Origin of the sequence: Novosphingobium sp. RL4, from assembly GCF_035658495.1 — a bacterium.
Classification (GTDB): domain Bacteria; phylum Pseudomonadota; class Alphaproteobacteria; order Sphingomonadales; family Sphingomonadaceae; genus Novosphingobium.
The window spans coordinates 300,625-327,560 of sequence record NZ_CP141944.1 but is presented as its reverse complement, the minus strand read 5'-3'; the positions used below and the strand labels follow the sequence as shown (position 1 = coordinate 327,560).

The 26,936-nt window shown below is 65.2% G+C and carries 21 protein-coding genes and 1 tRNA gene; 14 read left to right on the top strand and 8 right to left on the bottom strand.

The genetic code is table 11. The features are described from left to right. Positions 1-10 precede the first annotated feature (10 nt). The 3 genes from U9J33_RS01555 to U9J33_RS01545 all read left to right on the top strand — a co-directional run bounded on the left by U9J33_RS01555 (position 11) and on the right by U9J33_RS01545 (position 5,324). Positions 11-3,454, top strand: coding sequence for an efflux RND transporter permease subunit (locus U9J33_RS01555; RefSeq protein ID WP_185998364.1), 3,444 nt, complete (start codon positions 11-13; stop codon positions 3,452-3,454). 101 nt (positions 3,455-3,555) lie between these two features. Then, entirely contained in the window at positions 3,556-4,776 is a 1,221-nt protein-coding gene (locus U9J33_RS01550) for a DUF445 domain-containing protein (protein WP_324699097.1), read from the top strand. Further along, complete coding sequence (locus U9J33_RS01545) at positions 4,773-5,324, top strand: GNAT family N-acetyltransferase (protein ID WP_231636291.1); 552 nt, start codon at positions 4,773-4,775, stop codon at positions 5,322-5,324. Before U9J33_RS01550 ends, U9J33_RS01545 begins: the two co-directional genes overlap by 4 nt. A 24-nt stretch (positions 5,325-5,348) precedes the next feature. On the opposite strand, the gene U9J33_RS01540 is transcribed toward U9J33_RS01545, so the two are convergent. The 4 genes from U9J33_RS01540 to sucC all read right to left on the bottom strand — a co-directional run bounded on the left by U9J33_RS01540 (position 5,349) and on the right by sucC (position 9,509). After that, a complete protein-coding gene (locus tag U9J33_RS01540; RefSeq protein WP_324697407.1) occupies positions 5,349-6,038 on the bottom strand; it encodes a hypothetical protein in 690 nt (229 codons plus the stop codon). A gap of 255 nt (positions 6,039-6,293) precedes the next feature. Continuing rightward, positions 6,294-7,223 (bottom strand): electron transfer flavoprotein subunit alpha/FixB family protein, encoded by a 930-nt coding sequence (locus tag U9J33_RS01535; protein WP_132468640.1) that lies wholly within the window; start codon positions 7,221-7,223, stop codon positions 6,294-6,296. A 28-nt stretch (positions 7,224-7,251) separates the two neighbouring features. Next, positions 7,252-7,998 carry an electron transfer flavoprotein subunit beta/FixA family protein gene (locus U9J33_RS01530; RefSeq protein WP_054442101.1) on the bottom strand — a complete coding sequence of 249 codons (747 nt, stop codon included), beginning with the start codon at positions 7,996-7,998 and terminating at the stop codon, positions 7,252-7,254. 311 nt (positions 7,999-8,309) lie between these two features. Then, the gene (gene sucC, locus U9J33_RS01525) at positions 8,310-9,509 is read right to left on the bottom strand and encodes an ADP-forming succinate--CoA ligase subunit beta (protein WP_054442102.1); all 1,200 of its coding nucleotides are present in this window, start codon (positions 9,507-9,509) and stop codon (positions 8,310-8,312) included. Between the two features lie 165 nt (positions 9,510-9,674). On the opposite strand from sucC, the gene U9J33_RS01520 reads away from it, so the two are divergent. From U9J33_RS01520 to U9J33_RS01475, 10 genes are all read left to right on the top strand, one after another. Beyond that, positions 9,675-10,469: a 3'(2'),5'-bisphosphate nucleotidase CysQ gene (locus U9J33_RS01520; RefSeq protein WP_054442103.1), complete on the top strand. Its 795-nt coding sequence runs from the start codon at positions 9,675-9,677 to the stop codon at positions 10,467-10,469. Positions 10,470-10,743: 274 nt separating this feature from the next. Further along, positions 10,744-12,243: a DEAD/DEAH box helicase gene (locus tag U9J33_RS01515; RefSeq protein WP_324697403.1), complete on the top strand. Its 1,500-nt coding sequence runs from the start codon at positions 10,744-10,746 to the stop codon at positions 12,241-12,243. A 121-nt stretch (positions 12,244-12,364) separates the two neighbouring features. Then, the gene (locus tag U9J33_RS01510) at positions 12,365-13,099 is read left to right on the top strand and encodes a sterol desaturase family protein (RefSeq protein ID WP_185998367.1); all 735 of its coding nucleotides are present in this window, start codon (positions 12,365-12,367) and stop codon (positions 13,097-13,099) included. Then, positions 13,066-13,515, top strand: coding sequence for a DUF2141 domain-containing protein (locus U9J33_RS01505; RefSeq protein WP_369818363.1), 450 nt, complete (start codon positions 13,066-13,068; stop codon positions 13,513-13,515). Before U9J33_RS01510 ends, U9J33_RS01505 begins: the two co-directional genes overlap by 34 nt. Before the next feature lie 81 nt (positions 13,516-13,596). Beyond that, positions 13,597-14,886: an MFS transporter gene (locus tag U9J33_RS01500; RefSeq protein ID WP_185998368.1), complete on the top strand. Its 1,290-nt coding sequence runs from the start codon at positions 13,597-13,599 to the stop codon at positions 14,884-14,886. A gap of 86 nt (positions 14,887-14,972) precedes the next feature. Then, entirely contained in the window at positions 14,973-16,376 is a 1,404-nt protein-coding gene (locus U9J33_RS01495) for a hypothetical protein (protein ID WP_324697400.1), read from the top strand. Positions 16,377-16,485: 109 nt separating this feature from the next. Further along, complete coding sequence (locus U9J33_RS01490) at positions 16,486-17,847, top strand: M48 family metalloprotease (protein ID WP_185998370.1); 1,362 nt, start codon at positions 16,486-16,488, stop codon at positions 17,845-17,847. Between the two features lie 37 nt (positions 17,848-17,884). Beyond that, a complete protein-coding gene (locus U9J33_RS01485) occupies positions 17,885-18,583 on the top strand; it encodes a DsbA family protein (protein WP_054442108.1) in 699 nt (232 codons plus the stop codon). A gap of 64 nt (positions 18,584-18,647) precedes the next feature. Beyond that, positions 18,648-19,811 carry a sensor histidine kinase gene (locus tag U9J33_RS01480; RefSeq protein ID WP_054442109.1) on the top strand — a complete coding sequence of 388 codons (1,164 nt, stop codon included), beginning with the start codon at positions 18,648-18,650 and terminating at the stop codon, positions 19,809-19,811. A 46-nt stretch (positions 19,812-19,857) separates the two neighbouring features. Continuing rightward, a complete protein-coding gene (locus tag U9J33_RS01475) occupies positions 19,858-20,655 on the top strand; it encodes a LytR/AlgR family response regulator transcription factor (RefSeq protein ID WP_054442110.1) in 798 nt (265 codons plus the stop codon). Positions 20,656-20,710: 55 nt separating this feature from the next. On the opposite strand, the gene U9J33_RS01470 is transcribed toward U9J33_RS01475, so the two are convergent. Continuing rightward, positions 20,711-21,211, bottom strand: a complete 501-nt coding sequence (locus U9J33_RS01470) for an MmcB family DNA repair protein (RefSeq protein ID WP_054442111.1) — start codon at positions 21,209-21,211, stop codon at positions 20,711-20,713. 158 nt (positions 21,212-21,369) lie between these two features. Here U9J33_RS01470 and U9J33_RS01465 point away from each other — a divergent pair. Then, positions 21,370-21,446 (top strand) — tRNA-Arg (locus tag U9J33_RS01465). A gap of 17 nt (positions 21,447-21,463) precedes the next feature. Here U9J33_RS01465 and U9J33_RS01460 read toward each other — a convergent pair. From U9J33_RS01460 to U9J33_RS01450, 3 genes are read right to left on the bottom strand one after another with little or no spacing between them, the layout of a single operon-like run. Then, positions 21,464-24,721: an error-prone DNA polymerase gene (locus U9J33_RS01460; protein ID WP_324697394.1), complete on the bottom strand. Its 3,258-nt coding sequence runs from the start codon at positions 24,719-24,721 to the stop codon at positions 21,464-21,466. Next, positions 24,718-26,220 carry a DNA polymerase Y family protein gene (locus U9J33_RS01455; protein WP_324697392.1) on the bottom strand — a complete coding sequence of 501 codons (1,503 nt, stop codon included), beginning with the start codon at positions 26,218-26,220 and terminating at the stop codon, positions 24,718-24,720. Before U9J33_RS01455 ends, U9J33_RS01460 begins: the two co-directional genes overlap by 4 nt. Continuing rightward, the gene (locus U9J33_RS01450; RefSeq protein ID WP_324697390.1) at positions 26,138-26,908 is read right to left on the bottom strand and encodes a hypothetical protein; all 771 of its coding nucleotides are present in this window, start codon (positions 26,906-26,908) and stop codon (positions 26,138-26,140) included. Before U9J33_RS01450 ends, U9J33_RS01455 begins: the two co-directional genes overlap by 83 nt. Positions 26,909-26,936 lie beyond the last annotated feature (28 nt).

Genomic DNA, 26,936 nt, shown 5'->3' with positions numbered 1-26,936 from the left:
ACATAGCGCGATGAGCCTACGCAACATCTCGGCCTGGTCGATCCGCAATCCGATCATTCCGATCGTCTTCTTCATCGGCGTGATGATCGCCGGCGTGGTCTCGTTCATGCGCATGGACGTGAACAACATGCCGGACGTGGAATTCCCGGGCGTTCACGTCATGATCTCGCAGCCGGGCGCCGCCCCGACCGAGATCGAGACGCAGATCACCCAGATCATCGAGGGCGCGGTCCGGTCCGTTCCCGGGATCGAGGAAATCCAGTCTACCGCCTCGGAAGGCACGTCGACCACGCTGGTGTTCTTCACGGTCGGCACCAATCCGGACGTCGCGACGAACCAGGTCAAGAACGCCGTCGATCAGGTGCGCGGGCAGCTGCCGGACGGCATTCTCGAACCGATGGTCACCAAGATCGAGGCCAACGGCGACAATCTGGCCTATTACGCCGTCAGTGCCGACGACATGACGATGGAGCAGCTCAGCTGGTTCGTCGACGATACGATCTCGAAGACCCTGCTCTCGATCGAAGGCCTCGCCTCGGTTGAACGCAACGGCGGCGTGGACCGTGAAATCCGCGTCGTCGTCGACCCGCAGCGGATGATCGCGCTGGGCCTTACCGCGAACGACATCAACGGCGTGTTGCGGCAGGTCAACACCGACGCTGCCGGCGGCCAGGCGGAAATCGCCGGATCGCGCCAGTCGGTCCGCGTTCTGGGCAATGCGCAGGATGCGTACCAACTTTCACAGACCCGCATCAACCTGGGCGGCGGCAGGCAGGTCAAGCTTTCGGATATCGCCAAGGTCTACGACGGCTATTCCGAACAGACCCGCATCGCCAAGCTGCGCGGCCGCGAGGTCGTGACTTTCGGCTTCACGCGGGCTCTCGGGGCTTCGGACGTGGCGGTCTATGACGGCGCCGCCAAGGCGTTGGACAAGATCCGCAAGGAAAACCCCAACATCCACATCACGCGCCTGTTCTCCGACGTGGACTACACGAAGGGACAGTACACCAGCTCGATGGAAGCGCTGGTCGAGGGTGCGGTGCTGGCCATCGTCATCGTCTACCTGTTCCTGCGTGACTGGCGCGCGACGATGATCTCGGCGATCGCGATCCCGCTTTCGGCGATCCCGACGTTCTGGTTCATGGACATGCTCGGCTTCACGCTGAACTTCCTCTCGCTGCTGGCGCTCAGCCTCGTGGCGGGGGTGCTGGTCGATGACGCCATCGTCGAGATCGAGAATATCGTGCGCCACATGCGCATGGGCAAATCGGCCTATCAGGCATCGATCGACGCGGCAGACGAAATCGGCCTCGCGGTCGTCGCCACCACGTTCTCGATCGTCGCGGTGTTCCTGCCGGTCGGGCTCATGCCGGGCATTCCGGGGCAATTCTTCAAGGCCTTCGGCCTGACGGTCGTTGCGGCGGTGCTGATGAGCCTTGCCGTGGCGCGCCTTATCACGCCGATGGTCGCGGCCTACTTCCTCAAGGCTCACGGCCATGCCGAACACGGCGGCGGCAAGGGCATGGACCTTTATCTCAAGGTTCTGGCCTGGACGCTGGATTCGCGTGAGGCGCTTCGTCTCAAGTCCCGGCTGGTCAAGGCGCCGTCGCGCTGGTGGTACTATCTCATCGCGATGGTGGCGATCCTGCTCATGCTGGGTGGGGGCATCGGCGCGGCCTACATGATCTTCCAGGGCGCGAACTTCGTGCTCGGCAAGATGGGGCTGGGCAAGGCGGCCTTCGTGCTGGCCTCGGCGATCGCACCTCTCGGCATTCCCGTGGCGATCTATGTGCTCGGCAAGGCGCTGCGGTGGCTGGCTCACTTCGCCGGACGCATGGGCACCTGGTACCGTTATTTCTCGGCGCGGATCAGCGCGCGGATGCACGACCACCGGTTCTACGCATTCTGTGCGGGCATCTATGCGCTCGTCGTGACGTTCGCGTTGCTGGCGGGGCTGCCCTCGCAGTTCCAGCCCAACACCAACAACGACACCAGCACCGTCAACATCGAGATGGTGCCCGGCACCACCATCGAGCAGACCGTGGTGGTGGCCGACAAGGTCACGCACCTGCTCGAACGGCAGCCTGAAGTGCAGCACATCCTCGAGGCTTCGCGCGAGGGCAGGGGGTCGCTCTACATCGCGCTCAAGCCGGCCGACCAGCGCAAGGCCACGAGCATCGAGTTCGAACGCCGCATGGCGCCCGAACTGCAGAACATCGCTGATGCCCGCGTGACATTTGCCACGCAGTCGGGCGGATTCGGCAGTGGCCGCGATATTTCGGTGATGCTCTCGGGCAGCGATTCGGAACTGCTCAACAAGACCGCGCAGACACTGGCTGAACAGATGCGTACGATTCCGGGCGTGATTGCACCCCGTATCGCCGCCGACCTGCAGCGACCGGAACTGGTGATCGTGCCGCGCCTCGACCTCGCGGCGCAGCTCGGCGTGACGACGGCGGCGCTCAGCCAGACCATCCGCATCGCCACGCTTGGCGAGATCGACCAGAACGCTGCCAAGTTCTCGCTGAGCGACCGGCAGGTCCCGATCCGGGTCATTCTCGCCCGCGCCTCGCGCCGGGACTATTCCACGATCGAGAATCTTCCCGTGACCACCGCAACCGGCGGCTCGGTGCCGCTCAAGCGCGTGGCCGAGATTCGCTTCGGTGCCGGTCCGACCCAGATCCAGCGCTACAACCAGTCGCGCCGCATCTTCGTCGGCGCCGACCTTGGCGAAGGGCAGGTCAAGGGTCCGATCATGGAGCAGATCCAGAACCTGCCGATCATGAAGAACCTGCCGACCGGCGTGTCGAACGCCCCCGTCGGCGAGGACAAGTGGCAGGCCGAGATGGTCAACAGCTTCGTGATCGCGGTGATCAGCGGTATCTTCCTGGTCTTCGCGGTGCTGGTGCTGCTCTACAAGCGCTTCGTCTCGCCGCTGGTGAATATGGCCTCGCTGCTGCTGGCACCGCTGGGCGGTCTCCTGGCGCTGGTGATCGTCGGCCAGCCGATCTCGATGCCGGTCTACATCGGCATCCTGATGCTGCTGGGCATCGTTGCCAAGAACTCCATCCTGCTGATCGACTTCGCGATCGAGGAAATGGAGAAGGGTGTCGACAAGCTCACGGCCATCATGGACGCCGGGCACAAGCGCGCCCAGCCGATCATCATGACCACCGTGGCCATGACGGCGGGCATGGTGCCGACCGCGATCTCGCTTTCGGGCGATGCGGCATGGCGCGCGCCGATGGGCATCACCGTGATCGGCGGCCTGCTGGTGTCCACCATGCTGACTCTGGTGATCGTGCCGGCTGCCTTCAGCCTGGCTGATGGCTTCGAAAAGCGGGTGGGTCCGTGGCTGCGCCGCAAGCTGCTCACGTTCGAGCCGCACCACGCCCATGAGGATGCCGCCAGCCAGGGTGGAATCGCACTTCCCCAGCCGATCGCGGCCGAATAGCAAGAGCAGGAGGAACATTGCCGGCCCCCAAGCGTAGCATCTCCGTGGCACGGCAAGACTTTTTCCGGCTCGGCCCGGTCGTGAACGACCGGGCCCGGCACATGCGCCTGTTCGCGACGGGGCTGCTGCTGTTCATGGCGGCGGCCTTCATCGTTCTCAAACGGCTGGCGGTGCTGCACCCGGAATGGAGCGGGCCGCTCGGATACGCGATCTCCTTTACCGAAGCGGCCATGGTCGGCGGTCTGGCAGACTGGTTCGCTGTGACCGCGCTGTTCCGCCATCCGCTGGGCCTGCCGATCCCGCACACCGCGATCATTCCCGACAACAAGGACCGTATCGCCGATTCGATGGCGATGTTCCTGAGGGACAATTTCCTCACGCCGCAAGTCGTCGCCCGGCGTCTGAAGGGCTTCAACCTTGCGGCCGCCACCGGGGCGTTCCTTTCCGATCCCGCGCGTGACGAGCAATCCCGCATTCGTGCCGGCGCGGCCAACCTGCTGGCCGACGTGCTCGAATCGCTGGATCCCGAGCAGATGGGCGGCATGGTCAAGACCGGCCTGCGCCGTCAGCTCGAGAAGATCGATGCGGCGCCCCTGCTCGGCCAGATGCTGACCAGTGCGATTGCCGACCGCAGGCACCTGCCGGTGCTCGAAAGCGTGCTGCGCAAGATCGGCGAGGCTATCGAGAGCAACGAGCCGCTGATCCGCGAGATGATCCATCAGCGCGCCAACAGCATCATGCGCTGGACCGGGCTGGACGAGCGGCTGGCAAACGGCGTGCTCGACGGCGCCTACCGGCTGCTGGCCGAAGTGATCGTCCAGCCCGACCATCCCCTACGCGCCAGGATCGACGAGGCGCTCGCCAACCTTGCAGAGGACTTGCGCAGCAAGCCCGAGACGCAGGCGAAGGTGGAGCGCATCAAGAACGAACTGATCGAAAACCCCGCAGTCGCCGCCTGGCTCGACGGCATGTGGGAACGCACCCGCGCGGCCTTGCTCAAGGCCGTGCGCAATCCCGACAAGGCGTTGTCCGGTGCGCTGGGGGAAAGCCTTGCGCAACTGGGTCAGGCACTGGGCGACGACGCGCGGTTGCAGTACATGGTCAATCGTTTCGCGCGCCGCACGCTCGTCGGGATCGTGTCGCGCTATGGGGGGGAAATCGTGAGGCTGGTATCCGAAACCGTCAAGCGCTGGGATGCGCGCACCGTGACGGACCGCATAGAGGGCGCCGTGGGCCGCGACCTTCAGTTCATCCGCATCAACGGCACGCTGGTCGGCGGCCTGTTCGGCGTATGCATCCACGTTGCGGACCAGTTGCTGTGAGCCTTGCCGTGCTGGATGGCCCGCTGCTCGTCACCGAGCGTTTCGAACTCTGGAAGCCGCAGGCAAGCGATCTCGACGATATGGTCCGCCTGCTGGCCGATGAGGAGACGCGGCGGTTCCTCGGCCTTACGCAAGCCGAGAAGAAGGGCGTTTTCGAGCGCCTCCAGCGCAACGGCGGGTCCTGGGCGCTGCACGGCTATGGGACCTTCCCGGTGCGCAGGCGTGGCGGGAATGGCGAGATCGTTGCCAACTGCGGTGTGTTCCATAGCTGGCGGGGCTTTGGAAAAGGCATGGACGATGTACCCGAGGCAGGCTGGATCGTCCGGTACGATCACTGGGGAATCGGCCTGGCAAAGGAGGTCATGCGCGCCGTACTGGATTGGTTCGACGTGACTCACGGACCACGCCGCATTGCCTGCATGATCGAGGAGGGCAATACAGCCTCCGAGCGGGTGGCCGGAGCACTGGGCTTCATTCCTTGCGGAAATCACGACCTCGGCGAAAACGGAGAGACGGTTATCGTTAATCTGTTCGAGCGGGTTTCCTGACCGGGCGGCACGCTTCCAGGATTTTCAGAACAGGGCCGCTCCGGCGAAGTAAGACGCGACCGGAGCGCCCTTGGCATCGTGAGCGGGGATGAAACGACCCCGCAGGACGAACTGGCGGCAGACCTGCTCGCCGAAGCTGTCGGGTCCGATCGCGCGTTGAATATGGCAATCCGTGACCTGGCCCTCGGCATCCACACCGAGACGGAACCGCAGGAAGCCGCCGATACCTTCAGGCACCGTGAATTCCGGATGGTCGCCCTTGCGCATCCAGGCCTTGAAACCGGGCGTGGGTTCGGGGTGGGAGCGTGTACGCTGTTCCCACGGCTTGAAGCCCCATTGGAGTTCGAGATTTTCCGTGCATTGCCGCATGACGCGCATCGCATCGTGGAACCCGCTGACTCCCAGCCTGTACGATATGCGCGAAGGTGCAGTGAAGGTCAGCGTGGAATTCGTGCTGTTTCCACCTTCGGAGATCCCCGGTTCCAGTTCGACTTCGGTGACGAGCAGCATGGATGCCTGATGGGCGCCCGACGCGCTCAGAACTGTAACGCGCCGCGGTTGCGCGCCATTGCCAAGATCGATCCAGCCCTCGGCTTCGGGAAGGTGCCAATCCATTCCCTCACCGGCCAGCGTGATCTGGAAAGGCTCGTCCGGAGCGAATCCCGAGAAGGTGATGACGAGAGAGCGGTTGTCGGCCCCGAAAACGGCGGCCATGTCGCAGGAATCGGCGTCGTAGCGGAAAGTCCATGGACTGCTCCGCGGGAGGTCGATTGCTTGAGCGGCCTGCGCTGGCGAAACCGGCGACAACAACGCGGCGGCAGCAAGCCAACTTGCCCGCCGTTTCGGTACCCATCTCATGCAGAATCCCCCGATGCCCGACCAGGGCGATATAGGGAAACTGTTGCACTTAAACGAAAACCCCGGCCATTATCTGGCCGGGGTTCCGTTGTTTCAGTCCTTCAGCGCCGCTCAGAGCTTGCCGGTAAGCTCCGGCACGGCGGTGAACAGGTCGGCCACCAAGCCGACATCCGCGACCTGGAAGATCGGGGCGTCCTCGTCCTTGTTGATGGCGATGATGGTCTTCGAATCCTTCATGCCCGCAAGGTGCTGGATCGCGCCCGAGATGCCGACCGCGATGTAGACTTCGGGAGCCACGATCTTGCCGGTCTGGCCTACCTGGTAGTCGTTGGGCACATAGCCCGCATCGACCGCCGCGCGCGAGGCGCCGACAGCTGCGCCGAGCTTGTCGGCGAGCGGCAGGATGACCTGTTCGAAGGTTTCCGAATCCTTGAGCGCGCGGCCGCCGGAGACGATCACCTTGGCGCTGGTCAGTTCCGGGCGTTCCGACTTGGCGAGTTCGGCACCCACGAAGCTGGAAAGACCGGCGTCACCGGCACCAGCCACGTCTTCGATGGCGGCCGAACCGCCTTCGGCGGCGGCCTTTTCAAACGCGGTGCCGCGCACGGTGATGACCAGCTTGGCGTCGCTCGATTCGACGGTGGCGATGGCGTTGCCGGCGTAGATCGGACGGGTGAAGGTCTTTTCGCCTTCGACCGAGAGGATGTCCGAAAGCTGCATCACGTCGAGCAGCGCGGCAACGCGCGGGGCGACGTTCTTGCCGGTGGTCGTGGCGGGCACCAGGAACGCATCGTGGTGGCCCATGAGTTCGACGATCAGCGGCGCGAGGTTTTCGGCCAGGGCGTGCTCATAGGCGGCGTTGTCGGCCAGGTGGACCTTGGCGACACCGGCGATCTTCGCGGCCTGTTCGGCAACGGCGCGGCAGCCGGAGCCGGCGACCAGCAGATGGACTTCACCGAGCTTGGCGGCAGCGGTGACGGTATGGAGCGTCGCGTCCTTGACCGACGCGTTGTCGTGTTCGACCCAAACGAGCGTCTTCATCGTTTCAAATCCTTCCCGGGCTGTGCCCTCAGGCGACGCCCAGTTCCTTGAGCTTCGCGACCAGCGCATCGACGTCGGCGACCTTCACGCCCGCCGAGCGGACGGGCGGCTCGGAGACCTTGAGGGTCTTGAGGCGCGGGGTGATGTCGACGCCGTAATCGGCGGCGGTCTTCACATCGAGCTGCTTCTTCTTTGCCTTCATGATGTTGGGCAGCGAAGCATAGCGCGGCTCGTTCAGGCGAAGGTCGGTGGTGACGATCGCGGGAAGCGCGAGCTTGACGGTTTCAAGGCCGCCATCGACTTCGCGGGTCACGGCAACGTGATCGCCCTCGATCTCGACCTTGCTGGCGAAGGTGCCCTGCGGGCGACCCAGCAGCGCGGCGAGCATCTGGCCGGTCTGGTTCGAATCGTCGTCGATCGCCTGCTTGCCGAGGATCACGAGGCCCGGATTCTCTTCGGCGACGATCGCCTTGAGGATCTTGGCGACGGCCAGCGGTTCCACTTCGGCATCGGTTTCGATCAGGATCGCGCGGTCGGCACCCATGGCGAGTGCGGTGCGCAGCGTGTCCTGTGCCTTGGCCGGGCCGACCGAGACAGCGACGATCTCTTCAGCCTTGCCCGCTTCCTTGAGGCGGATGGCTTCCTCGACCGCGATCTCGTCGAACGGGTTCATGCTCATCTTGACGTTGGCAAGGTCAACGCCGGTGCCGTCAGCTTTCACGCGCGGCTTCACGTTATAGTCGATCACCCGCTTTACGGGCACGAGGATCTTCATCTGATCGGGTCCTCTCATTTCAGGCACGGCACTGTTTAGCCGCTCGATTAAATCCACTCAAGGCACGCCTAATAGGCAATTGACGTATACGTCAAGTCCTGCCGGCGGCGAGATGAGCCCTTCGAGGGATCACAATGGGCGCCATATCGCAAATCCGCGAAAAGTGGCATCGCCCCGGCAGAAACGGCGGGCCCAGAATAACTTTGAGTTCGAAAAGGCAGGCTTGGACCCCGGCTTCAAACGCAAACGGCGGGGGCTCGTAAACCCCCGCCGCTGCATTATCCGATATGGGATCGCGTGTGATCCAAGGATCAGGCTGCGTTCTTGACCTCGGCCACGATCTTCTTGGCGGCATCGCCCAGGTCGTTGGCGGGGACGATCGGCAGGCCGGAATTGGCCAGGATGTCCTTGCCCTGCTGGACGTTGGTGCCTTCGAGGCGAACCACGAGCGGAACCGAGAGGTTCACTTCCTTCGCCGCGGCAACGATGCCCTCGGCGATGACGTCGCACTTCATGATGCCGCCGAAGATGTTGACGAGGATGCCCTTCACGTTCGGATCACGCAGGATGATCTTGAACGCCGCGGTCACCTTTTCCTTGTTGGCGCCGCCGCCAACGTCAAGGAAGTTGGCCGGGAACGAACCATTGAGCTTGATGATGTCCATCGTCGCCATGGCGAGGCCGGCGCCGTTGACCATGCAGCCGATGTCGCCGTCGAGCTTGATGTAGGCCAGGTCGTACTTCGAGGCTTCGACTTCCGCCGGATCTTCCTCGGTCTCGTCGCGCAGGGCCTGCACGTCGGGGTGACGGTAGAGCGCGTTCGAATCGAAGCTCATCTTGGTGTCGAGGACGAGCAGGTTGCCGTCCTTGGTTTCGACGAGCGGGTTGATCTCAAGCATGTCGCAGTCGAGCGCGACGAAGGCTTCGTAAAGCTGCTTGGCGATCTTCTGCGCCTGCTTGTTGAGGTCGCCGGTCAGCTTCAGGGCGAAGGCAACGGCGCGGCCGTGGTGCGGCTGGAAGCCGGCGGCGGTGTCGATGGTGACTGTGGTGATCTTCTCGGGGGTGTTGTGGGCAACATCCTCGATGTCCATGCCGCCTTCGGTCGACACGATCATGGCGACGCGGCTGGTGGCGCGGTCGACGACCATCGACAGGTAGTATTCGCTGGCGATGTCTACGCCGTCGGTCACGTAGAGGCGGTTCACCTGCTTGCCGGCTTCACCGGTCTGCACGGTGACGAGCGTGTTGCCGAGCATTTCCTTGGCGAAAGCTTCGACTTCCTCGACCGACTTGGCAAGGCGCACGCCGCCCTTGGCATCGGCGCCGAGTTCCTTGAACTTGCCCTTGCCGCGTCCGCCGGCATGGATCTGGGCCTTCACGACATAGAGCGGTCCGGGGAGCTGCTTGGCAGCGGCAACCGCTTCCTCGACGGTGAGGGCGGCGATGCCGGCGGGAATGCCGACGCCGTACTTGGCAAGCAGTTCCTTCGCCTGGTATTCGTGAATGTTCATTGCTGAAATCGCTTTCTGCTGGAGTGTCAGAGGAAAGGCGCGGGAGGGCCCCGATTTTTACCGCGCCGCATAAGCACATCCCTGCGCGCTTGAAAAGTCCCGTTCCCTGCGCAATGGGATCACCTGACCCCTCCAGATCGTCCGGATAGCCAGAACGACTCGCGCATGATCGATCGCGACAGACTTGAAGCCATTGTCCGTGAAGCCGGACGTATCGCCATGGCCGGATGGCCGGGGGACGGCCATGTCCTTGAGCACTGGGAAAAAACGCCCGGAAGCCCCGTGAGCGCTGCGGATATCGAGGTCGATTCCTTTCTCAAGCGCGAACTTTCCAGCCTGCTGCCTTCGGCGGGCTGGCTTTCCGAGGAAACTGCCGATTCTCCCGCGCGGCAGGGGCACGAACTGGTCTGGCTGGTCGATCCGATCGACGGAACCCGCGATTTCATCGCCGGCAGGGACGGCTGGGCCATCTCGGTAGCGCTGGTGAACACCCGCCGCCCGTTGCTGGGCCTGCTGTATGCTCCGGCGCGTTGCCGCGATGCGGGCGGCGAATTCTGGTACGGCGAGGCGGGCAAGGGCAGCAGCCGCAACGGCGTGCCGCTGCGCGCCAGCCACCGCGAGACGCTGGCCGGTGCACGCGTTCCGGCGAAGAAGCTGGCGAGCGAGGATGCCGATCTCACGCTCGTGAGCCAGCCGAACTCGATCGCGCTGCGCATGGCGTTGATCGCGGCGAACGAGGCCGATCTGCTGGCGACCCTGCGCTGGGGTTACGAGTGGGACATCGCCGCTGCCGGATTGATCGCACGCGAGGCAGGCGCCGCCGTGACCGATGCTTTCGGCAAGCCTCTCAATTACAACAAGCACGACCCCCGCGCCTTTGGCGTGCTGGTCAGCTCGCCCGCGATCCACGAGGCCGCGGTGGAACGCCTGGCAGACCGCGCCCGCCGATTCTCGGCCTGAGCCGGCGGGGCTTGCCGGCAACGTCTCTGCCGACTTACGCAATTATCTTGCGTTTTATCGAAGTGCACACTAAATGGCCCCCGACGACCGGCGCGTAGGGTACTTCCCTGCCGCAATCCGAGAGCAGCGTGACGTCCCGATGCGGACCGGCCCGGACGAGCGGTTGTCCTTTTGAACAAGCTTCCTTCTTCACGCAGGGTCGCCCGTAACGACACCTTGCTGTGTGCGCGGGCCAAGAACCTTCCGCGTGCCCCGCACCTTGTGAAAGTGACACATGTCCTATTTCTCCGAACTTGGTCTGGCCGAGCCGATTCTCCGTGCGCTCGCGGCCAAGGGCTACACTGATCCCTCGCCGATCCAGCGCCAGTCGATTCCCGCGCTGCTCGAGGGCCGCGACATTCTCGGCATCGCGCAGACCGGTACCGGCAAGACCGCCGCGTTCTCGCTGCCTTCGCTGCACCGCCTCGCCAGCGATCCCAAGCCGCGCCAGAACGCCGGCTGCCGCATGCTGGTGCTTTCGCCGACCCGTGAACTGGCGGCGCAGATCGCCGACAACATGCGCGGCTATGCCAAGTTCCTGAACCTTTCGGTCCAGTGCATCTTCGGCGGCGTGCCCGCCGGCAAGCAGGCCCGTGCGCTTGAGCGCGGCACCGACATCCTCGTTGCCACGCCCGGCCGCCTGCTCGACCTGATCGACAGCCGCGCGCTGACCCTGCGCCATGTCGAGATCTTCGTGCTCGACGAAGCCGACCAGATGATGGACCTCGGCTTCATCGTCCCGCTCAAGCGCGTTGCCGCGCTCCTGCCCAAGCAGCGCCAGAGCCTGTTCTTCTCGGCCACCATGCCGCAGGCGATTGCCGAACTGGGCAAGCAGTTCATCAACAACCCGGTCAAGGTCGAAGTCGCCCCGCAGTCGACCACGGCCGAGCGCGTCGAACAGTACGCCACCTTCATCAACCAGGCCGAGAAGCAGGCGCTGCTTACCCTCAGCCTGCGTGACGGCCTGGCCGAAGACGCCGCCGAAAAGGCGGAGCACGGCGCGATCGACCGTGCGCTGGTCTTCACCCGCACCAAGCACGGCGCCGACCGCGTCGTCCGCCACCTTGTCGCCGCCGGCATCCCGGCTGCCGCGATCCATGGCAACAAGAGCCAGGCCCAGCGCACCGCAGCGCTCGGCGGCTTCCGCCAGGGTACGGTGCGCGTCCTCGTGGCCACCGACATCGCCGCACGCGGCATCGATGTCAGCGGCGTCAGCCACGTCTACAACTTCGAAATCCCGAACGTTGCCGAACAGTACGTCCACCGCATCGGCCGCACCGCGCGTGCCGGCGCCGATGGCGTTGCGATCAGCTACGTCGCGCCGGACGAGAAGCCCTATATCCGCGACATCGAGAAGCTGACCCGCGTCAAGCTGGCTGCCCTTGGCCTGCCCGAGGATTTCCAGAAGCAGGCGGCCCGCCTGCCCGCGCCGTCGCGCCAGGCTCCCGCCGCCCCGCAGGGTGCCGGTCGCGGTGGCAACCGCAACGAACGCGGCGGCGATCGCAACCGCAGCCAGCAGCCGCGCCGCGATCGCAGCGATCGTCCGCAGGGCGAGCGTACCGGCGAGCGCCGTGGCGACGACCGTCGCCGGGACGACCGTCCGCGCAGCGATGCCCCGCGCGGCGAACGCCGTGAGCATGGCGCCGAGGACCAGGGCGAGCGCAAGCGTCGTTTCCGTCCGCGCGGCGCCAAGACCGTCGGCACGCACAAGGGCGCCGTCCGCCGCGCGAGCTGATCGCCGACCCGGATCGCACCGGATCGTAAGGGAAGGGATGCAGGGGCTCGGGCCTTTCTGCATCCTTTTCTTTTGGGGCCGCCCTAGCCACGGGCCGGGCGCGGGCGCATAAGCCCCGGCCATGCCATCGATTTCCGGTCCCGGCCTCTGGGCGCTCTGCGTTTCAGCCGTCACGATGACGGCGATCGTGGGATTGCGCTATCTCGGGACCTCGGGTCTCTTCGCATGGGTTACCGCGCGGGTGCGCCCGGGCCTCTATCGGGGCATGGACCGCCAGATCAGGGCCGAGATCGGCTGGTCGCTGGCCTCCTCGGCGATTTACGGCATTCCGGCAGGCGTGGTCGCCTGGGGCTGGCAGGCCCATGGCTGGACCCTGATCTACACCGATCCGCTGGCCCGCCCCTTGTGGTGGATGCCGCTTTCGCTGCTGCTCTATCTCTTCCTTCACGACACCTGGTTCTACTGGACCCATCGCTGGATGCACCGGCCGAAGGTGTTCCGGGCGATGCATGCCGTCCATCACGCCAGCAAGCCGCCCACCGCCTGGGCAGCGATGAGCTTTCACCCGCTGGAGGCCGTGACCGGCGCCGTGGTGGTTCCCGCGCTCGTGTTCGTCGTGCCGATCCACGTCGGCATGCTCGCGCTGGTGCTGACGATCATGACGGTGATGGGAATCGCCAATCACATGGGTTGGGAGATGTTCCCCCGCGCCCTCGTCTATTCGCGCATCGGCCACTGGCTGATAACGGCGAGCCATCATCACCGCCATCACGAGCTATACCGATGCAATTACGGCCTCTATTTTCGCTTCTGGGATCATCTGTGCGGAACCGACCGGGGCGTTTCGGCGCCCTGATCCTGCTGCTTTGCGCGCCGCTGGCCGGTGGGGCCGCAGCACCGGGAGTGGATGTGAGCGTGGCGGTCACCGCGCTGCGCTCGCAGAAGGGGCAGGTACTGGCCTGTCTCACCACCAATCCCAAGGCTTTCCCCAATTGCGAGAAGGATCCCGCCGCGCGCAAGCTTACCGTTGCCGTGACGGGGCCGGTCACGCTGGATTTCGGCAGGGTTCCCGAGGGGCGCTATGCCATCTCGCTGATTCATGACGAGAACGGCAATGGCAAGCTCGACACCGCGCTGATGATGCCGCGCGAGGGATTCGGGTTTTCCCGGGATGCGCCGGTGCGGATGGGGCCGCCCAGCTTCGAGAAGGCCGCGTTCGACGTGGGCGGGGCCGACGTCCGCCTCGCGATCAGGATGCGCTATCTCCTGTAGTCTGCATGGATAATTTGCGGCAGCCACAGCGCAGTATTTAAAGCGCTTGCCGCTCCCGATCCTGCCGCTTACCCCGGAGCGGTGAGCAGGGAAGAGGACATCGTCGAGGAGGTGGTTGAAACGGCCACCGCGGACCTGGTTCCGCCGCCCGTACACGGCACGTTCTCGCCGTTCCGGTATCCGGTGTTCCGCGCGATCTGGATCGCCAACCTGTTCTCCAACCTCGGTTCCACCCTGCAAGGCGTGGGCGCGGCCTGGCTGATGACGGAACTGACCCCTTCGCACCAGCTCGTGGCGCTGGTGCAGGCCTCCGCCACGGTGCCGATCATGCTGTTCGGCGTCTTTGCCGGGGCCATCGCCGACAACTTCGATCGCCGCATCGTCATGCTGGCAGCGCAGATCGGCATGCTGGTGGTTTCGGCGGCACTGGCCATCATGGCCTATGCGGGCTGGCTGACCCCGTTCCTGCTGCTTGCCTTCACGCTCAGCGTGGGAACGGGAACCGCGCTCAATTCACCGGCCTGGCAGGCTTCGGTGCGCCAGCAGGTGGATCATGACAAGCTGCCGCAGGCGATCGCGCTGAATTCGATATCGTTCAACATCGCGCGCTCGATCGGCCCTGCGGTGGGCGGCCTGCTGATCTCCCTGTGGAACGTGTCTTTCGCCTTTGCGATCAATGCGGTCAGCTATGTCGGCCTGATCTGCGTGCTGCTCTGGTGGAAGCCGGAAGCCCGCCAGATAAACCGCCGCCCGATCCTGCCTGCGGTGGCCACCGGCCTGCGGTTCTGTTTCGGCAACCGGCCGCTGCGCCGCCTGCTCATTCGCGGCTTTGCGCTGGGCTTCAGCCTTGCCGCCTACCAGGGGCTGCTGCCCGCCGTCATCAACGATTCGATGCACGGCACCGAGATCGACTTCGGGATCATGCTCGGCCTGTTCGGCATAGGCTCGATCGTAACCGCGCCGTTCATCGGCAAGATTCGCCGGATGCTGGGACTGGAGGGAATTCTGGCCCTCGGATCGGCGATGTTCGTCTTCTCGTTCTCGCTCGTCGCGGTCGCGCATGAACTGATCTACGCGCTCCCGGCCGCTTTCGTGGCGGGCATGGCATGGGTGCTGATCCTGACCACGCTCAACACGGCGGTCCAGCTGCGTTCTCCCGACGATATCCTCGGCCGCTGCCTGTCGATCTACCAGGCGGTGACGTTCGGCGGCATGGCGCTCGGCGCATGGACCTGGGGCGCGCTGGCGGACTGGCGCGACCTTGCCTTCGCGCTGCACGCCGCCTCGATCTTCCTCATCGTTTCTTTCGTGGTGCTGCGCTTCCTGGCCCCGCTGCCCCGGCTCGGTGAAGGTGTCCTGCGTCCGACCTGATCGCGTAGGGCAACGCGGCCGGGCCTAAACCTTTAATTCACCATGTTGCGCGACAAGCGATGCCGTTGAATGTGCGGGGGCTTTCGATGGATACGTTGCGCGGCCAGTTTTCCGATCCGGACGGGGCGACGACGGGATTCTCCGGCGACGACGACGACGCGCGCGACCGGATCGTTGCGCCGGTCGGCCAGGACGAGCGCCGCATGCAGGTGCGGGCCTACAATTTCTGGGCCAGCCTGCTCGAGGACCGACCGTTCCCCGATATCGCCCAGCTTCATCCCGAAACGCTTCCCGATTTCGGCCCCAACAGCGTCCTGCTCGATTTCTCGGCGGGGATCGAGAATCCGGCGGTGGCCTGGCTCGGCGCCGAACTCGCCGGGGAATGCGGCGCCCTGGGCGCGATTCACCGGCTGGACGACGTGCCGAGTCGGTCGCTGCTGTCGCGCATTACCGATCACTACATGCAGATCCTCGCGAATCAGGCGCCGATCGGGTTCGAGGCCGAATTCGTCAACCAGCGCGGGGCGACGATCCTCTATCGCGGCATCCTGCTGCCCTTTTCGCGCGGGCATGACGCCATCGACTGCATCTACGGCGTCATCAACTGGAAGCAGCTCGCCGACCAGTCGAGCACGGACATGCTGATGCGCGCGGTGGACGAGACGCTGGGCGAACCCGGTGCCGAACTCGGGCCGCTCGACCTGCCGCCGCGCCGGGAAGCGTTGCTGGGGGAATGGGCCGACGGGCCGGTGGAGCAGGTGCTGTCGCTGACGGACCGGCTGCCTCAGGTGGCGTTCGGCGGGGAAGGAATTCTGGAATCGCCGATCACGCTCGGCAGCGGTGTGCTCGATCTGGACCGGTTAGATGCCGATGTGCTCGAACTCACGGCGGATATGGAACTGGCGGACTGGCTGGCTTCCGCGCGCGAACTGGCGCGGGCTGCCATGGGCAGCGAGGATCGTTCGCGGCAGGCGCTTTATGCGGCGCTGGGCAGGGCCTACGATTTTGCGCTGGCCGCTGCCGATGCACCGCAGGACCTTGCCGCGCTTGTCGAGGATGCCGGTCTCAAGGTGCAGGACCGCGCGCCGCTGGTTCCGCTGGTCAAGCTCGTCTTCGGGACGGACTACGACAAGACCCGCCTGACCGAATTTGCCGCCGTGATCGCCCACGGCATGCGGCTCGGCCTCGAATGCGGCAGGCTTGCTGCGCATATCGCCGGGACGGAAGGCGGCATCAAGGCGCTGGTGCGCGACGAGCGCCGCCTTCGCCGCGCGGAGGGGGAGAAGGAGTCTCCGAGCCTTTCCCGGCATGAGCGGCTTGTTCGCGGCCTTCGCGGGCTTTCGCCGCGCGCGGAGGAGGAAATCGGCCGGTCCAGCGAATTCACCGTATTGGTCGCGCGCCGGGACGAGCATGGCGAACTGCGCTTCCTTGGCGAAGTGAGCGATGACGAGGCCCTTCTTCGCCGGGCCGCCCGCCACCTGCTCGGTTGAACGGCGCGCGATCGCGCCTTGCAACGGCGAGGCGCGCCGCTAGGCTGCGGCCAAGCGCGAGACGCGCCGCTTCAGCACCGGTTCAGGCCGCAAAGCCCCAAGAGAGAGCATGCCCTTCGCGCGAATTGCCGCACTCGTCCTGAGTTCCCTGGCGCTGCTCGGCTGGTCCGCCGCGCCGGCAAGCGCACAGTCGATCCTGCGCGACGCGGAAACAGAAGCCCTGCTCAAGGACATGTCGCGACCGCTCATCACGGCGGCGGGGCTCGATCCCGGCCATGTCGATATCGTCCTCGTCAACGATTCCTCGGTGAACGCCTTCGTGGCGGGCGGGCAGGCGGTCTACGTCAACAGCGGGCTCATCAACCAGGCCGATACCGCCGCCGAAGTGCAGGGCGTGATCGCGCACGAACTGGGCCATGTCACCGGCGGCCACGCCGTGCTGAACCAGGGCGCGCAGCCGGCCACCAATATCTCGATTCTCTCGCTCCTGCTGGGCGCGGCGGCCGCGGCCGTGGGCGGCGGCGAAGCGGCGATGGGCGTCATCATGGCGGGCCAGCAGGCGGCCATGGGCAAGTACCTCGCCTATAGCCGCTCGCAGGAGGCCTCGGCGGATGCGGCGGGCGCGCAATACCTGTCCACGGCGGGCATCAGCGGGCGCGGTTCGGTGGAATTCTTCAAGAAGCTCCAGAACCTCGAGTTCCGCTACGGCTACCGGGCGCAGGACGGTGACGAGTTCTACTCCACGCACCCCCTCACCGGCGACCGCATCCAGACCTTGCAGGACGTCTACGAAAAGGACCCGGCCTGGTCCAAGCCGGACGATGCCAAGCTGCAACAGCGCTTCGTGCGGATGAAGGCCAAGCTGTTCGGCTATCTGGCCGAGCCGCGCGACGTGCTGCGCGTCTATCCCGAGACGGACAATTCGGTGCCCGCGCATTACGCCCGCGCCTATGCCTATCACCGCCAGTCGCAGCTCGATCGCGCCCGCGCCGAGACCGATGCCTTGCTGATGGTCGATCCCGACGATCCCTATTTCCTGGAACTGAAGGGGCAGGTGCTGCTCGAATCGGGCCAGGCGGCGGAGGCCCTGGTGCCGCTGCGCAAGGCGACCGAACTGACCGGCTACCAGCCGCTGATCGCCACGCTGTTCGGCCACGCCCTGATCGCCACCGAAGACCCGGCCCATTTCGCCGAGGCGCAGTCGGTGCTGAAGAACGCGGTGGCGCGCGACCGGGAGAACCCGTTCACATGGTACCAGCTCGGCACCATCTATGCCGCCAACGGCGATATGCCGCGCGCCCGGCTCGCCAGCGCGGAACAGCAATCGCTGACGGGCCAGATGGATGCCGCGCTGATGAATGCGCAGGCGGCCGAAACCGGCCTGCCTACAGGCTCGCCGGACTGGCTGCGCGCGCAGGATATCGAGATGCAGGCGCGCGCCGAACTGGAACGTTCCAGGAAGCGCCGCTAGGGCGGCTGGACACATTACGGGATTCTGGAAAAGACAAATGGGTAGTGGCACGAAATTCGCAGTGATCGCAGGATGCGTCGCTCTGGTCGGCGTGGGCGGTTGGTTCGGCGGCCGCCCGGCGATCGAGAAGATCGTTCACGACTATATCCTCGAACATCCCGAAATCCTGCCGCAGGCGATGGAGAATCTGCAGCGCAAGCAGGCCAGCCAGCAACTTGCCGGCGTGCGCCAGAACGTGGAGACGCCGTTCCCCGGCGCGGTGCTGGGCAATCCGCAAGGCAAGGTGACGCTGGTCGAATTCACGGACTATGCCTGCGGTTACTGCCGCCGCAGCCTGCCCGACGTGGCCCAGCTCCTGAAGAAGAACCCGGACCTGCGCATCGTCGTGCGCGAACTGCCGATCATCGGGCCGGAAAGTCCGGCTGCCGCGAAGATGGCGCTCGCCGCCGCCGAGCAGGGCAAGTATTCGCAGTTCCACGATGCCATGTTCGCCATGGGGCAGGTCGATGCGCAGAGCATCGAGGCCGCCGCCCGGCAGGCCGGACTCGACCTGGAGCGCGCCCGCAAGGTCGCGGCCGGCCCGGCGGTGGAGCAGGAGCTTTCGCGCAACCTCGAAATCGCCAGCCGGCTGGGCTTCAGCGGCACGCCGAGCTGGGTCGCGGGTGAGCGGCTGATTTCCGGCGCGGTCGGCGTGGACCAGCTATCGGATGCGGTGTCCGAAGCACGCGGCGGTTGAGGAAGGAGTCTTTCCGCATTTTCGGCAGTTTCCGCCCGGCACCGATTTCGGCTAGGAAGCGTGCATGAGCGTGCTGCCGATCCAACCGATCCCCTTCTTCGCCAACAAGGACAAGGCCTTCTGGCGTCTCCAGTTCGTCGGGTGGGGTGGCGCCATGCTGCTCCGCACGATGTCCACGATCGCCAATTCCCAGCCTTTGACCTCGCTGGTGCTGGTGCTGATCGCGACGATCACTGGCTTCTCGATCTCGCTGGTGCTGTCGGTGGTCTATCGCACGCTGATAACGCGGCGCGCGCTGGTGACCTGGGGGCTGACCGCGCTGATCCTGCCGTTTGCGGTGGGCCTGCACGCCTTCATCGATGCCTGGGTGATCTCGCTCTACCGAACGGACAGCGATGCGAGCTTCACCCAGTTGTTCCTCGGGGTGTTCTACCTCGACGCGACGCTGCTGGGGGCATGGTCGGCGCTTTACTACGCGATCAATTTCTACCTTCAGGTGGAAGAGCAGAACGACCAGATGATCCGGCTGGAGAACCAGGCAACGCAGGCCCAGCTTGCGATGCTGCGTTACCAGCTCAATCCGCACTTCCTGTTCAACACGCTGAACTCGATTTCCACGCTGGTCCTGCTCAAGCAGACCGAGCCGGCCAATGCCATGCTCAGCCGCCTTTCGTCGTTCCTGCGCTATACTCTGGTGAACAAGCCCTCGGCTCGTGTTACCGTGGCAACCGAGGTGGAGACGCTTGAACTCTACCTCGACATCGAACTCATGCGATTCGAGGAACGGCTGCGCACCACCTTCCATATCGATCCGGAAACCGAAACCTGCCTGCTGCCTTCGCTGCTGCTTCAGCCGTTGGTGGAAAATTCGATCAAATATGCCGTGACTCCGCAGGAATCCGGGGCTGAGATCACCATCACCACGCAACTCGTCGGGCCGATGCTTCGCATCACCGTCTCGGACACCGGGCCGGGCTTGCAAAGTCCGACGACGGACAACAGGTTGTCGGGCATGACTTACGATGGAGGGGAGCCGGTCTCCACCGGCGTTGGCCTGGCGAACATTCGCGACCGCCTTTCGCAAGCCTATGGTGAACACCACCGTTTCGAGACGATCGAACCGATCGAGGGCGGCTTCGCGGTGCTCATCGAACTTCCCGCCGAGCGCCAACCCACCCCGGAAGACATGATCGAGCAGCCGCGGCAGCCTGTTTTCGCCGCGCGATGAAACATATTTGGCCCACGTGCGTTAGCCGGGCCGGAGAAAGTAACTGATGACCATTCGCACGATCCTCGTCGACGACGAGAAACTCGCCATCCAGGGCCTTCAGCTTCGTCTGGAGAAGTATCCTGATGTCGAGATCATCGACACCTGCTCGAACGGCCGCGAGGCCATCCGCAAGATCAAGACCGAAAAGCCTGACCTCGTCTTCCTCGACATCCAGATGCCCGGTTTCGACGGGTTCTCGGTGGTGAAGGGGGTCATGGAGATCGAACCGCCGCTGTTCGTCTTCGTCACCGCCTATCAGGAACATGCCGTCCGCGCCTTCGAGGCGAACGCGGTGAACTACCTGATGAAGCCGGTGGACGAGACCAAGCTCGACGATACCCTCGCCCGCGTGCGCCAGCGCCTTGCCGAGAAGCGTTCGTCGGACGAGGCGGAAAAGCTCAAGACGGTGCTGGCCGAAGTGGCGCCCGATGCGATCGATCACATCCCCGAGGAAGCCGATCCCAACGCGGACCGCTACGAGAAGCTCATCAACATCAAGGATCGCGGCCAGATCTTCCGCATCGATGTCGATTCGATCGAGCATATCGAAGCGGCCGGCGATTACATGTGCATCCGCACTGCCGACAATTCGCTGATCCTGCGCGAAACGATGAAGGATCTCGAACGCCGCCTGGACCCGCGCGTGTTCCAGCGCGTTCACCGCTCGACCATCGTCAACCTCAACCAGGTTCGCCAGGTCAAGCCGCACACCAACGGCGAATGCTTCCTCGTGCTCGATTCGGGCGCGCAGGTGAAAGTCAGCCGTTCCTACCGCGACGTCATCGCGCGCTTCGTTCACTGAGCCGGTAGCGCCGCTTTCGAATTCGGGAAATGCGGGGCCGTGAGGCCCTGCATTTTCACGCCGTCTCGTTCCCCCATTTGAGCGTCTGCGGATCACCGAGCGTGACGAGTCGCCGGAGCGATGCGCGCGCGAGCCTCTCCGTCTCCACCTTGCGACGGGCGGCGGCAAGCTGGCGCAGCGGGGCAGGGCGCAGGATTTCCGCGTCATAACCGTCGGCCACGATCACGCCGCATTGCTCCGGCAGAAAAGCCTCGGTTTCCAGCGGCGCACGGTCGATCGAGGGCGGCAGGCCCCAGTAGAAACGGTCGCAATAGTCGAGATAGTCGGTCCACTTCCCGTCGCCGAGCAGGTCGGCGCGGGATACCTTTATCTCGACGATGATGACATGGCCCTTGGCGTCGATCCCCATGAGATCCGCCCGGCGCCCGCAGCGCAGCGGCATTTCCGACAGGCACCAGATATCGTTGCGGGCGAAAAGTCGCCCGATTCCGCGTGCGACGTCGTTGGCAACGAACGAAGTCAGCGGCGGTGCGAGGGGGGAATCAGCGTCGGCCATGCCTTCATCATAAGAACATAGAGGGAACTTTCAAGCGATCCCTGCGGGTATGCGCGGGGCGGAGGGATATCCGTCCCCATGTTTTCCCAAGCCCATGACGATATGGATTGATTTGGCGCTGGTAGTCCTCCGCAGGCTCTGCTAGTCGCCCCAGCACTGCACCCGTAGCTCAGCTGGATAGAGCGCTGCCCTCCGAAGGCAGAGGCCACAGGTTCGAATCCTGTCGGGTGCACCATTTCCTCCATCGACGGTTCAGTGAAAGTCGCGTGATCGCGGCAGGATTCGCACATTGCGCGGATGCTGCGGGCGCACCACCTCATCGGCGCGCGAGAGTGGCGGGTCGGTTTCGTGAACTTCCGACAGCCGGGCCAGTTCCGCGGAGCGATCGTGGATGCGCTGGGCCATGAGGTGGACGACGCCTTCGGGGCTGACCTGGACGATACCCTCCACTACCATGAGCCGCGCGGCCATGACTTCGCGGCGATAGGTTTCGAACAGCCGGGCCCAGATCACCACGTTGGCGATCCCTTCTTCATCCTCCAGCGTGACGAAGATCGCATTGCCCTCTCCAGGACGCTGACGAACCAGCACGACTCCGGCGACTTTGACGTGCTTGCCCTTCTTCTGTGCCAGTTCAGTGCATCTCAGTACGCCTTCTGCCGCGAAGAACGGGCGCAGGAAGCTCATCGGATGGGCCTTCAGCGAGAGGCGCGTCGTCTGGTAGTCGGCCGCGACCTGTTCGGAAAGCGGCATGGCGGGCAGGGCCGCAGGCGGCTCCTCACCCAGTTCGCGGGCGCGGGCGGCGGCGAAAAGCGGCAACTCTCCGGTAGGTGTGCGGCGCGCTTCCCACAGGCCTTCACGCCGGTCCAGACCGATCGATCGCAAGGCATCGGCATCGGCCAGAAGGTTGAGCGCACGCTGGGGCAGGCCGGCACGCCGGGCGAGGTCTTCGAGGTTGGTGTAAGGGCGGTGCGCCTTGATACCGTCGGCCCAATCCTCGCGAAATCCGCTGATCTGGCGCAGGCCCAGCCGCAGCGCGAGTTTGCCTTTCGCATTCCGCTCCAGCGTGCAATCCCATTCGCTGTGGTTCGCATCGACGGGGCGGACTTCCACGCCGTGCTCATGTGCGCAGCGCACGATCTGGGCCGGGGCGTAGAAGCCCATGGGCTGCGAATTGAGCAAGGCTGCGGCGAAAACGGCCGGGTAGTGGTGTTTGATATAGGCCGAGACCCACACCAGCCGCGCGAAGGCGAGGGCATGGCTTTCCGGGAAGCCATAACTGCCGAAACCCTCGATCTGCCTGAAGCAGCGCTCGGCGAAGTCCTGCTGGTATCCGCGTGCGATCATCCCGCCGACCATTTTGCCGCGCAGGGAGTCGATGGTGCCGAGATTGCGGAAAGTCGCCATGGCGCGGCGGAGCTGGTTGGCTTCGGCATCGGAGAAGTTCGCGGCGGTGATGGCCAGCCTCATCGCCTGTTCCTGGAACAGGGGAACGCCCAGTGTCTTGCCTAGCACCTCGTGGAGTTCCCTGGGGTCATGCGGCGGGGCGGGAGAAGGAAATTCCACCTTCTCGATCCCTTGCCTGCGGCGCAGATAGGGATGGACCATGTCCCCCTGAATCGGGCCGGGCCGAACGATGGCGACCTGAATGACCAGATCGTAGAAATTCTCCGGTTTCAGCCGGGGCAACATGTTCATCTGGGCGCGGCTCTCGACCTGGAAGACGCCGATGCTGTCGCCGCGCTGGAGCATCTCGTAGACGGCGCGGACATGGGGTGGGTTGTTCCTCTGGTCTTCCTCGTCACCCGGCACCGAGTTCAGCTGATACTGGCGGCCGATGTGAGTCTCGATCATCGCGAAAGCCTTGCCGATGCAGGTCAGCATGCCGAGCGCCAGGATATCGACCTTCATCAGGCCGAGCGTGTCGATGTCGTCCTTATCCCATTCTATGAAGGTGCGGTCTTCCATGGCGGCGTTGTGGATCGGCACGGTCTCGTCGAGCCGGTCCTGAGTCAGGACGAAACCGCCGACATGCTGGGAAAGGTGGCGGGGGAACTCCAGAATCGCTTCGGTGAAGCGATTGACCCGCGCGATCGTCGGGTTGTCGGGGTCAAGTCCGGCTTCGAGGCAGCGGTTCCGATCGTATTTGGCGGCGTAGCTGCCCCAGACAGTGCTGGCGAGACGGGCGGTTACGTCCTCGCTCAGGCCCAGCGCCTTGCCGGTGTCGCGGGCGGCGCTGCGCGAGCGGTAGTGGATCACCGTGGCGGCGATCCCGGCGCGGTCCCGGCCGTAGCGCTTGTAGATGTACTGCATCACCTCTTCACGTCGCTCGTGCTCGAAATCGACGTCGATATCCGGCGGTTCCTTGCGCTCGGTGGAGATGAAGCGGGAGAACAGGAGGCTGTGTTTCACGGGATCGACGGCTGTGACCCCGAGGATGAAGCAGACAGCGGAATTGGCCGCCGAGCCGCGCCCCTGGCAGAGGATGCCCTGCCCTTGCGCCCATTGGACGATATCGTGGACGGTGAGGAAGTAGGCGGCGTACTGCTGCTTCCCGATGATCTCCAGTTCCCCGGCGAGCAGCCCGGTCAGCTTGTCGGGAGTGCCTTGCGGATAGAGGTCGCTTGCCCGGCTCCAGACAAGTTCGGTCAGCCAGCCTTGCGCGGTATAGCCATAGGGCACCGGCTCGTGCGGATATTGGTAACGCAAGTCGTCGAGCTTGAACGCGATGCCGTTCATGAAGTCCTGGGTGGCGGCGATCGCTTCGGGGGCGGCGGCGAAGAGGCGTGCCATTTCGGCAGCGGGTTTCAGGTGCCGTTCGGCATTGGCGGCGAGGCGGCGGCCGGCGGCCTGCACCGTGGTTTTCTCGCGGATCGCGGTCATGACGTCGTGGAGGGGGCGGTTCTCTGGCTTGTCGTATTGCGCGTCGTTGATGGCGATCAGCGGCACGCCGGTCATGGCGGCCTGTTCGCGCAGGGCCATTAAGCGGCGGGCGTCGCGGCCTTGCCGCAGCATCGTCGCACCCAGCCACACCTTGCCGGGGGCTGCATCCCAGAGTCGGCGCAAGAGGTCGTCTGAGGCGGGCGTGGCGACGATCAGTTGCATGTCCTCCAGGAAGGCGAGCAGGTCGTCGAGGTGCAGTACGCAGTTTCCCTTGGTCGTGCGCAAGTTGCCAGTGGTGAGCAGGCGAGTCAGGCGGCCCCAGCCGTAGCGGGTGGTCGGATAAGCGAGGATTTCTGGCGTGTCGTCGGCAAAGACCAGCCTTGCGCCTACCATGAGGCGGAAATCGGGCAGGGTCTCGCCCTCCGCCTCGGCTTTTTCCGCGAACTTGCGCAGCGCGGCGAGGGCGCGGGCGACGCCGGACACGGTATTACGATCGGCGATGCCGATACCGGGGTGGCCGAGGGCCATGGCCCAGAGCGCCATCTCACCCGGTGTGCTGGCGCCGCGCAGGAACGAATAGGCCGTCGTCGTGGCGAATTCGACATAAGGCGGCGTGTCCGCACTCATGCGAAGACGCCGTGCAGATACCAGCGGGGATCGGTCTTCTCGCTGCCGTAAAGGCCGTGGCGGAACAGCCAGAAGCGGCGGCCGTCCTCGTCCTCTATCCGATAGTAGTCGCGGGTGGGGCCTGTGGCCTCGACCGTCTTCCACCAGGGATAGGCGAGGCGCTCCGGACCTTCCTGCCGCACGACCCGGTGTTGCCGGCCCTGCCAGCCGAACCGGCGCGGGGGGCCGTCGGGCACTTCGGCCAGGACGGTGACAGGCTGGGGCGGGTCGAACAGGAACAGCGGGCGCAGGGGCGGTTCGCCCACTTCCGGCTGGGGCCAGGATTGTGGGGCCGAAGCGGCGGGTACGAGGCGGTCTGCATATTCCGGCAAATGTTCATCGCGCGGGGCGAAGCGGTGAAGGCATTCGGCCCCGAAGCGTACCTGCAAGCGGTCCAGCAAGGGGGCGAGGTCCGGCTTGCCGGAGGTCTCTTCATCCAGCCGAACCTGTCCCTCCGATACGTCTTCATGCAGCGGAACGGAAAGGCGCAGCAGGTCGTAGCCGAATCCCGGATCGAGCGGATCGGCCAGCGATTCGATGCGTTCGCGAAACAGCCGCACGACATCGGCAGGTTCGCGCAGGGGCAAGCCGCTGTCTACCGCCAGCCGGGCGATATGACCGTCGGTGCGAAACAGGGAGACTTCGTAGCGGCGCCCCCCGCGTCCGCGCGCGACGAGCAGATCCCGCGCCTGTCCGGCCAGCCATTCGATCACGCCGAGCAGGGGTTTGACCGTTGCCATCGGTTCGGCGAAACGCTGCTCCACCCAGATCGGGGGCAGGGTGCGGTGCGGGGTGATGCGCCGATCCTGCTCCTCCAGCAGGCGGGCGAGCGCGATCGACATGGCCTTGCCGAACCGGGCGGCGAGAGGCGCGCGGGGGCGGTCCGCGAGTTGTCCGACAGTGCGCAGCCCCGCCCGTCGCAGGGCGAGGTGGGCGTCTTCTCCCAGGGCGAGCGCGCTCACCGGCAGTTCGCGCAAGCTGCTCTTGCCGAAGCGGGCGAGCGCGAGCGCCGCATCCGGGGTTGCGGCTGAGGCGGCCAGTGCGCGCAGACCCAGCCGGGAGAGGCGGGTTACGAGATCGTTCCGCACGCCGGTTTCGTCCATTTCCAGACTGTCGAAGCAGCCGGTGAGGTCTAGCACCATTGCGTCCTCGCCATCGGGGGCGACCATCGGCGTGTAACGCTCGCAGGCCTCGACCACGCGCAGCAGCAGGGCATTGTCCGCTTCGGGGCGATGCTCCAGCGCGACAAGGTCGGGTTCCTGCGCGCGGGCGTCGGCCAGCATCATCCCCGCCGAAAGGCCGAGCGAAAGCGCGGCGGGGGACAGTGCCATGATGCGCTGCGCCCCGCGTTGCTTCGCGATGAGGGCGAAAGCCGCGTCAGGCGGCGCTGCGCCTTCCCGCATCGCCCGTTCGGACGGCAGGAAGGGCAGATAGATCGCCAGATAGCGGCGGGCGGCCAAGTATCGGCGCTCGGCCAGGTATCGGTGCTCGGAAGGTGCCTCGCTCACGATCCCATTCCAGTTGCAGGTTGAGTCCCTCTCGCCCGCCGCGCCGGCGCAGCAGGGTAATGTCGAACACCGGACCTCCCGGTGCATCGGCGGGCAGGGGCACCGAGGGCGCGCTGGCCACTTGCCAGCGGGTATGGGCGGCGCTGGGCGTCGGTTCGGCGCCGCTGCGCACGATCATCACCATGGTGCCGCTCTGTTCCGCCGCCAGCGCGAGACGGCGGGAAGCGGTAAGATCGAAGGTTGGCGCGCGCCCGTCCATCTCCATCACCACCGCTGCCGCGCCGCCGTGCCGCACGCAGTCCACACCCGCGCGCAGCAGGCTCTGGATATCGGGCAGGCGCATCAGCACTATCGCGGCGGGATCGATGCCGAGTTCGGCAAGGCCGGGCGCATAAGGGCGCTGCCGGGATTGCTTGCCCTTTGCCAGACGCAGCCAGATCAGCGGTCCGCTTGGCCTGCATCTCTGGACCGTGCCCTGAACCACGCAAAGCAGGGCCAGGGCGAGTGCGGCGCTGCCGTCCTGAGCGCCGGCGGCGTAGAATTCGTGAACGCCGTCCTGCTGCAAAGGCGCCTCGGGCCAGCCCTCAAGAGAGGGCTGCACGAGGCTCGCGGCACGTTTGAGGCGACTCGAATCGAACATATGTTCATATTATGTTCTATTTCTGTCC

What these genes read in the sequence shown, in the direction of transcription:
- U9J33_RS01555 (WP_185998364.1), top strand. Translation starts at nt 11, where the DNA reads ATGAGCCTACGCAACATCTCGGCCTGGTCGATCCGCAATCCGATCATT.
- U9J33_RS01550 (WP_324699097.1), top strand. Translation starts at nt 3,556, where the DNA reads ATGCGCCTGTTCGCGACGGGGCTGCTGCTGTTCATGGCGGCGGCCTTC.
- U9J33_RS01540 (WP_324697407.1), bottom strand. Translation starts at nt 6,038, where the DNA reads ATGGCCGCCGTTTTCGGGGCCGACAACCGCTCTCTCGTCATCACCTTC.
- U9J33_RS01535 (WP_132468640.1), bottom strand. Translation starts at nt 7,223, where the DNA reads ATGAAGACGCTCGTTTGGGTCGAACACGACAACGCGTCGGTCAAGGAC.
- U9J33_RS01530 (WP_054442101.1), bottom strand. Translation starts at nt 7,998, where the DNA reads ATGAAGATCCTCGTGCCCGTAAAGCGGGTGATCGACTATAACGTGAAG.
- sucC (WP_054442102.1), bottom strand. Translation starts at nt 9,509, where the DNA reads ATGAACATTCACGAATACCAGGCGAAGGAACTGCTTGCCAAGTACGGC.
- U9J33_RS01520 (WP_054442103.1), top strand. Translation starts at nt 9,675, where the DNA reads ATGATCGATCGCGACAGACTTGAAGCCATTGTCCGTGAAGCCGGACGT.
- U9J33_RS01515 (WP_324697403.1), top strand. Translation starts at nt 10,744, where the DNA reads ATGTCCTATTTCTCCGAACTTGGTCTGGCCGAGCCGATTCTCCGTGCG.
- U9J33_RS01510 (WP_185998367.1), top strand. Translation starts at nt 12,365, where the DNA reads ATGCCATCGATTTCCGGTCCCGGCCTCTGGGCGCTCTGCGTTTCAGCC.
- U9J33_RS01495 (WP_324697400.1), top strand. Translation starts at nt 14,973, where the DNA reads ATGGATACGTTGCGCGGCCAGTTTTCCGATCCGGACGGGGCGACGACG.
- U9J33_RS01490 (WP_185998370.1), top strand. Translation starts at nt 16,486, where the DNA reads ATGCCCTTCGCGCGAATTGCCGCACTCGTCCTGAGTTCCCTGGCGCTG.
- U9J33_RS01485 (WP_054442108.1), top strand. Translation starts at nt 17,885, where the DNA reads ATGGGTAGTGGCACGAAATTCGCAGTGATCGCAGGATGCGTCGCTCTG.
- U9J33_RS01480 (WP_054442109.1), top strand. Translation starts at nt 18,648, where the DNA reads ATGAGCGTGCTGCCGATCCAACCGATCCCCTTCTTCGCCAACAAGGAC.
- U9J33_RS01475 (WP_054442110.1), top strand. Translation starts at nt 19,858, where the DNA reads ATGACCATTCGCACGATCCTCGTCGACGACGAGAAACTCGCCATCCAG.
- U9J33_RS01470 (WP_054442111.1), bottom strand. Translation starts at nt 21,211, where the DNA reads ATGGCCGACGCTGATTCCCCCCTCGCACCGCCGCTGACTTCGTTCGTT.
- U9J33_RS01460 (WP_324697394.1), bottom strand. Translation starts at nt 24,721, where the DNA reads ATGAGTGCGGACACGCCGCCTTATGTCGAATTCGCCACGACGACGGCC.
- U9J33_RS01450 (WP_324697390.1), bottom strand. Translation starts at nt 26,908, where the DNA reads ATGTTCGATTCGAGTCGCCTCAAACGTGCCGCGAGCCTCGTGCAGCCC.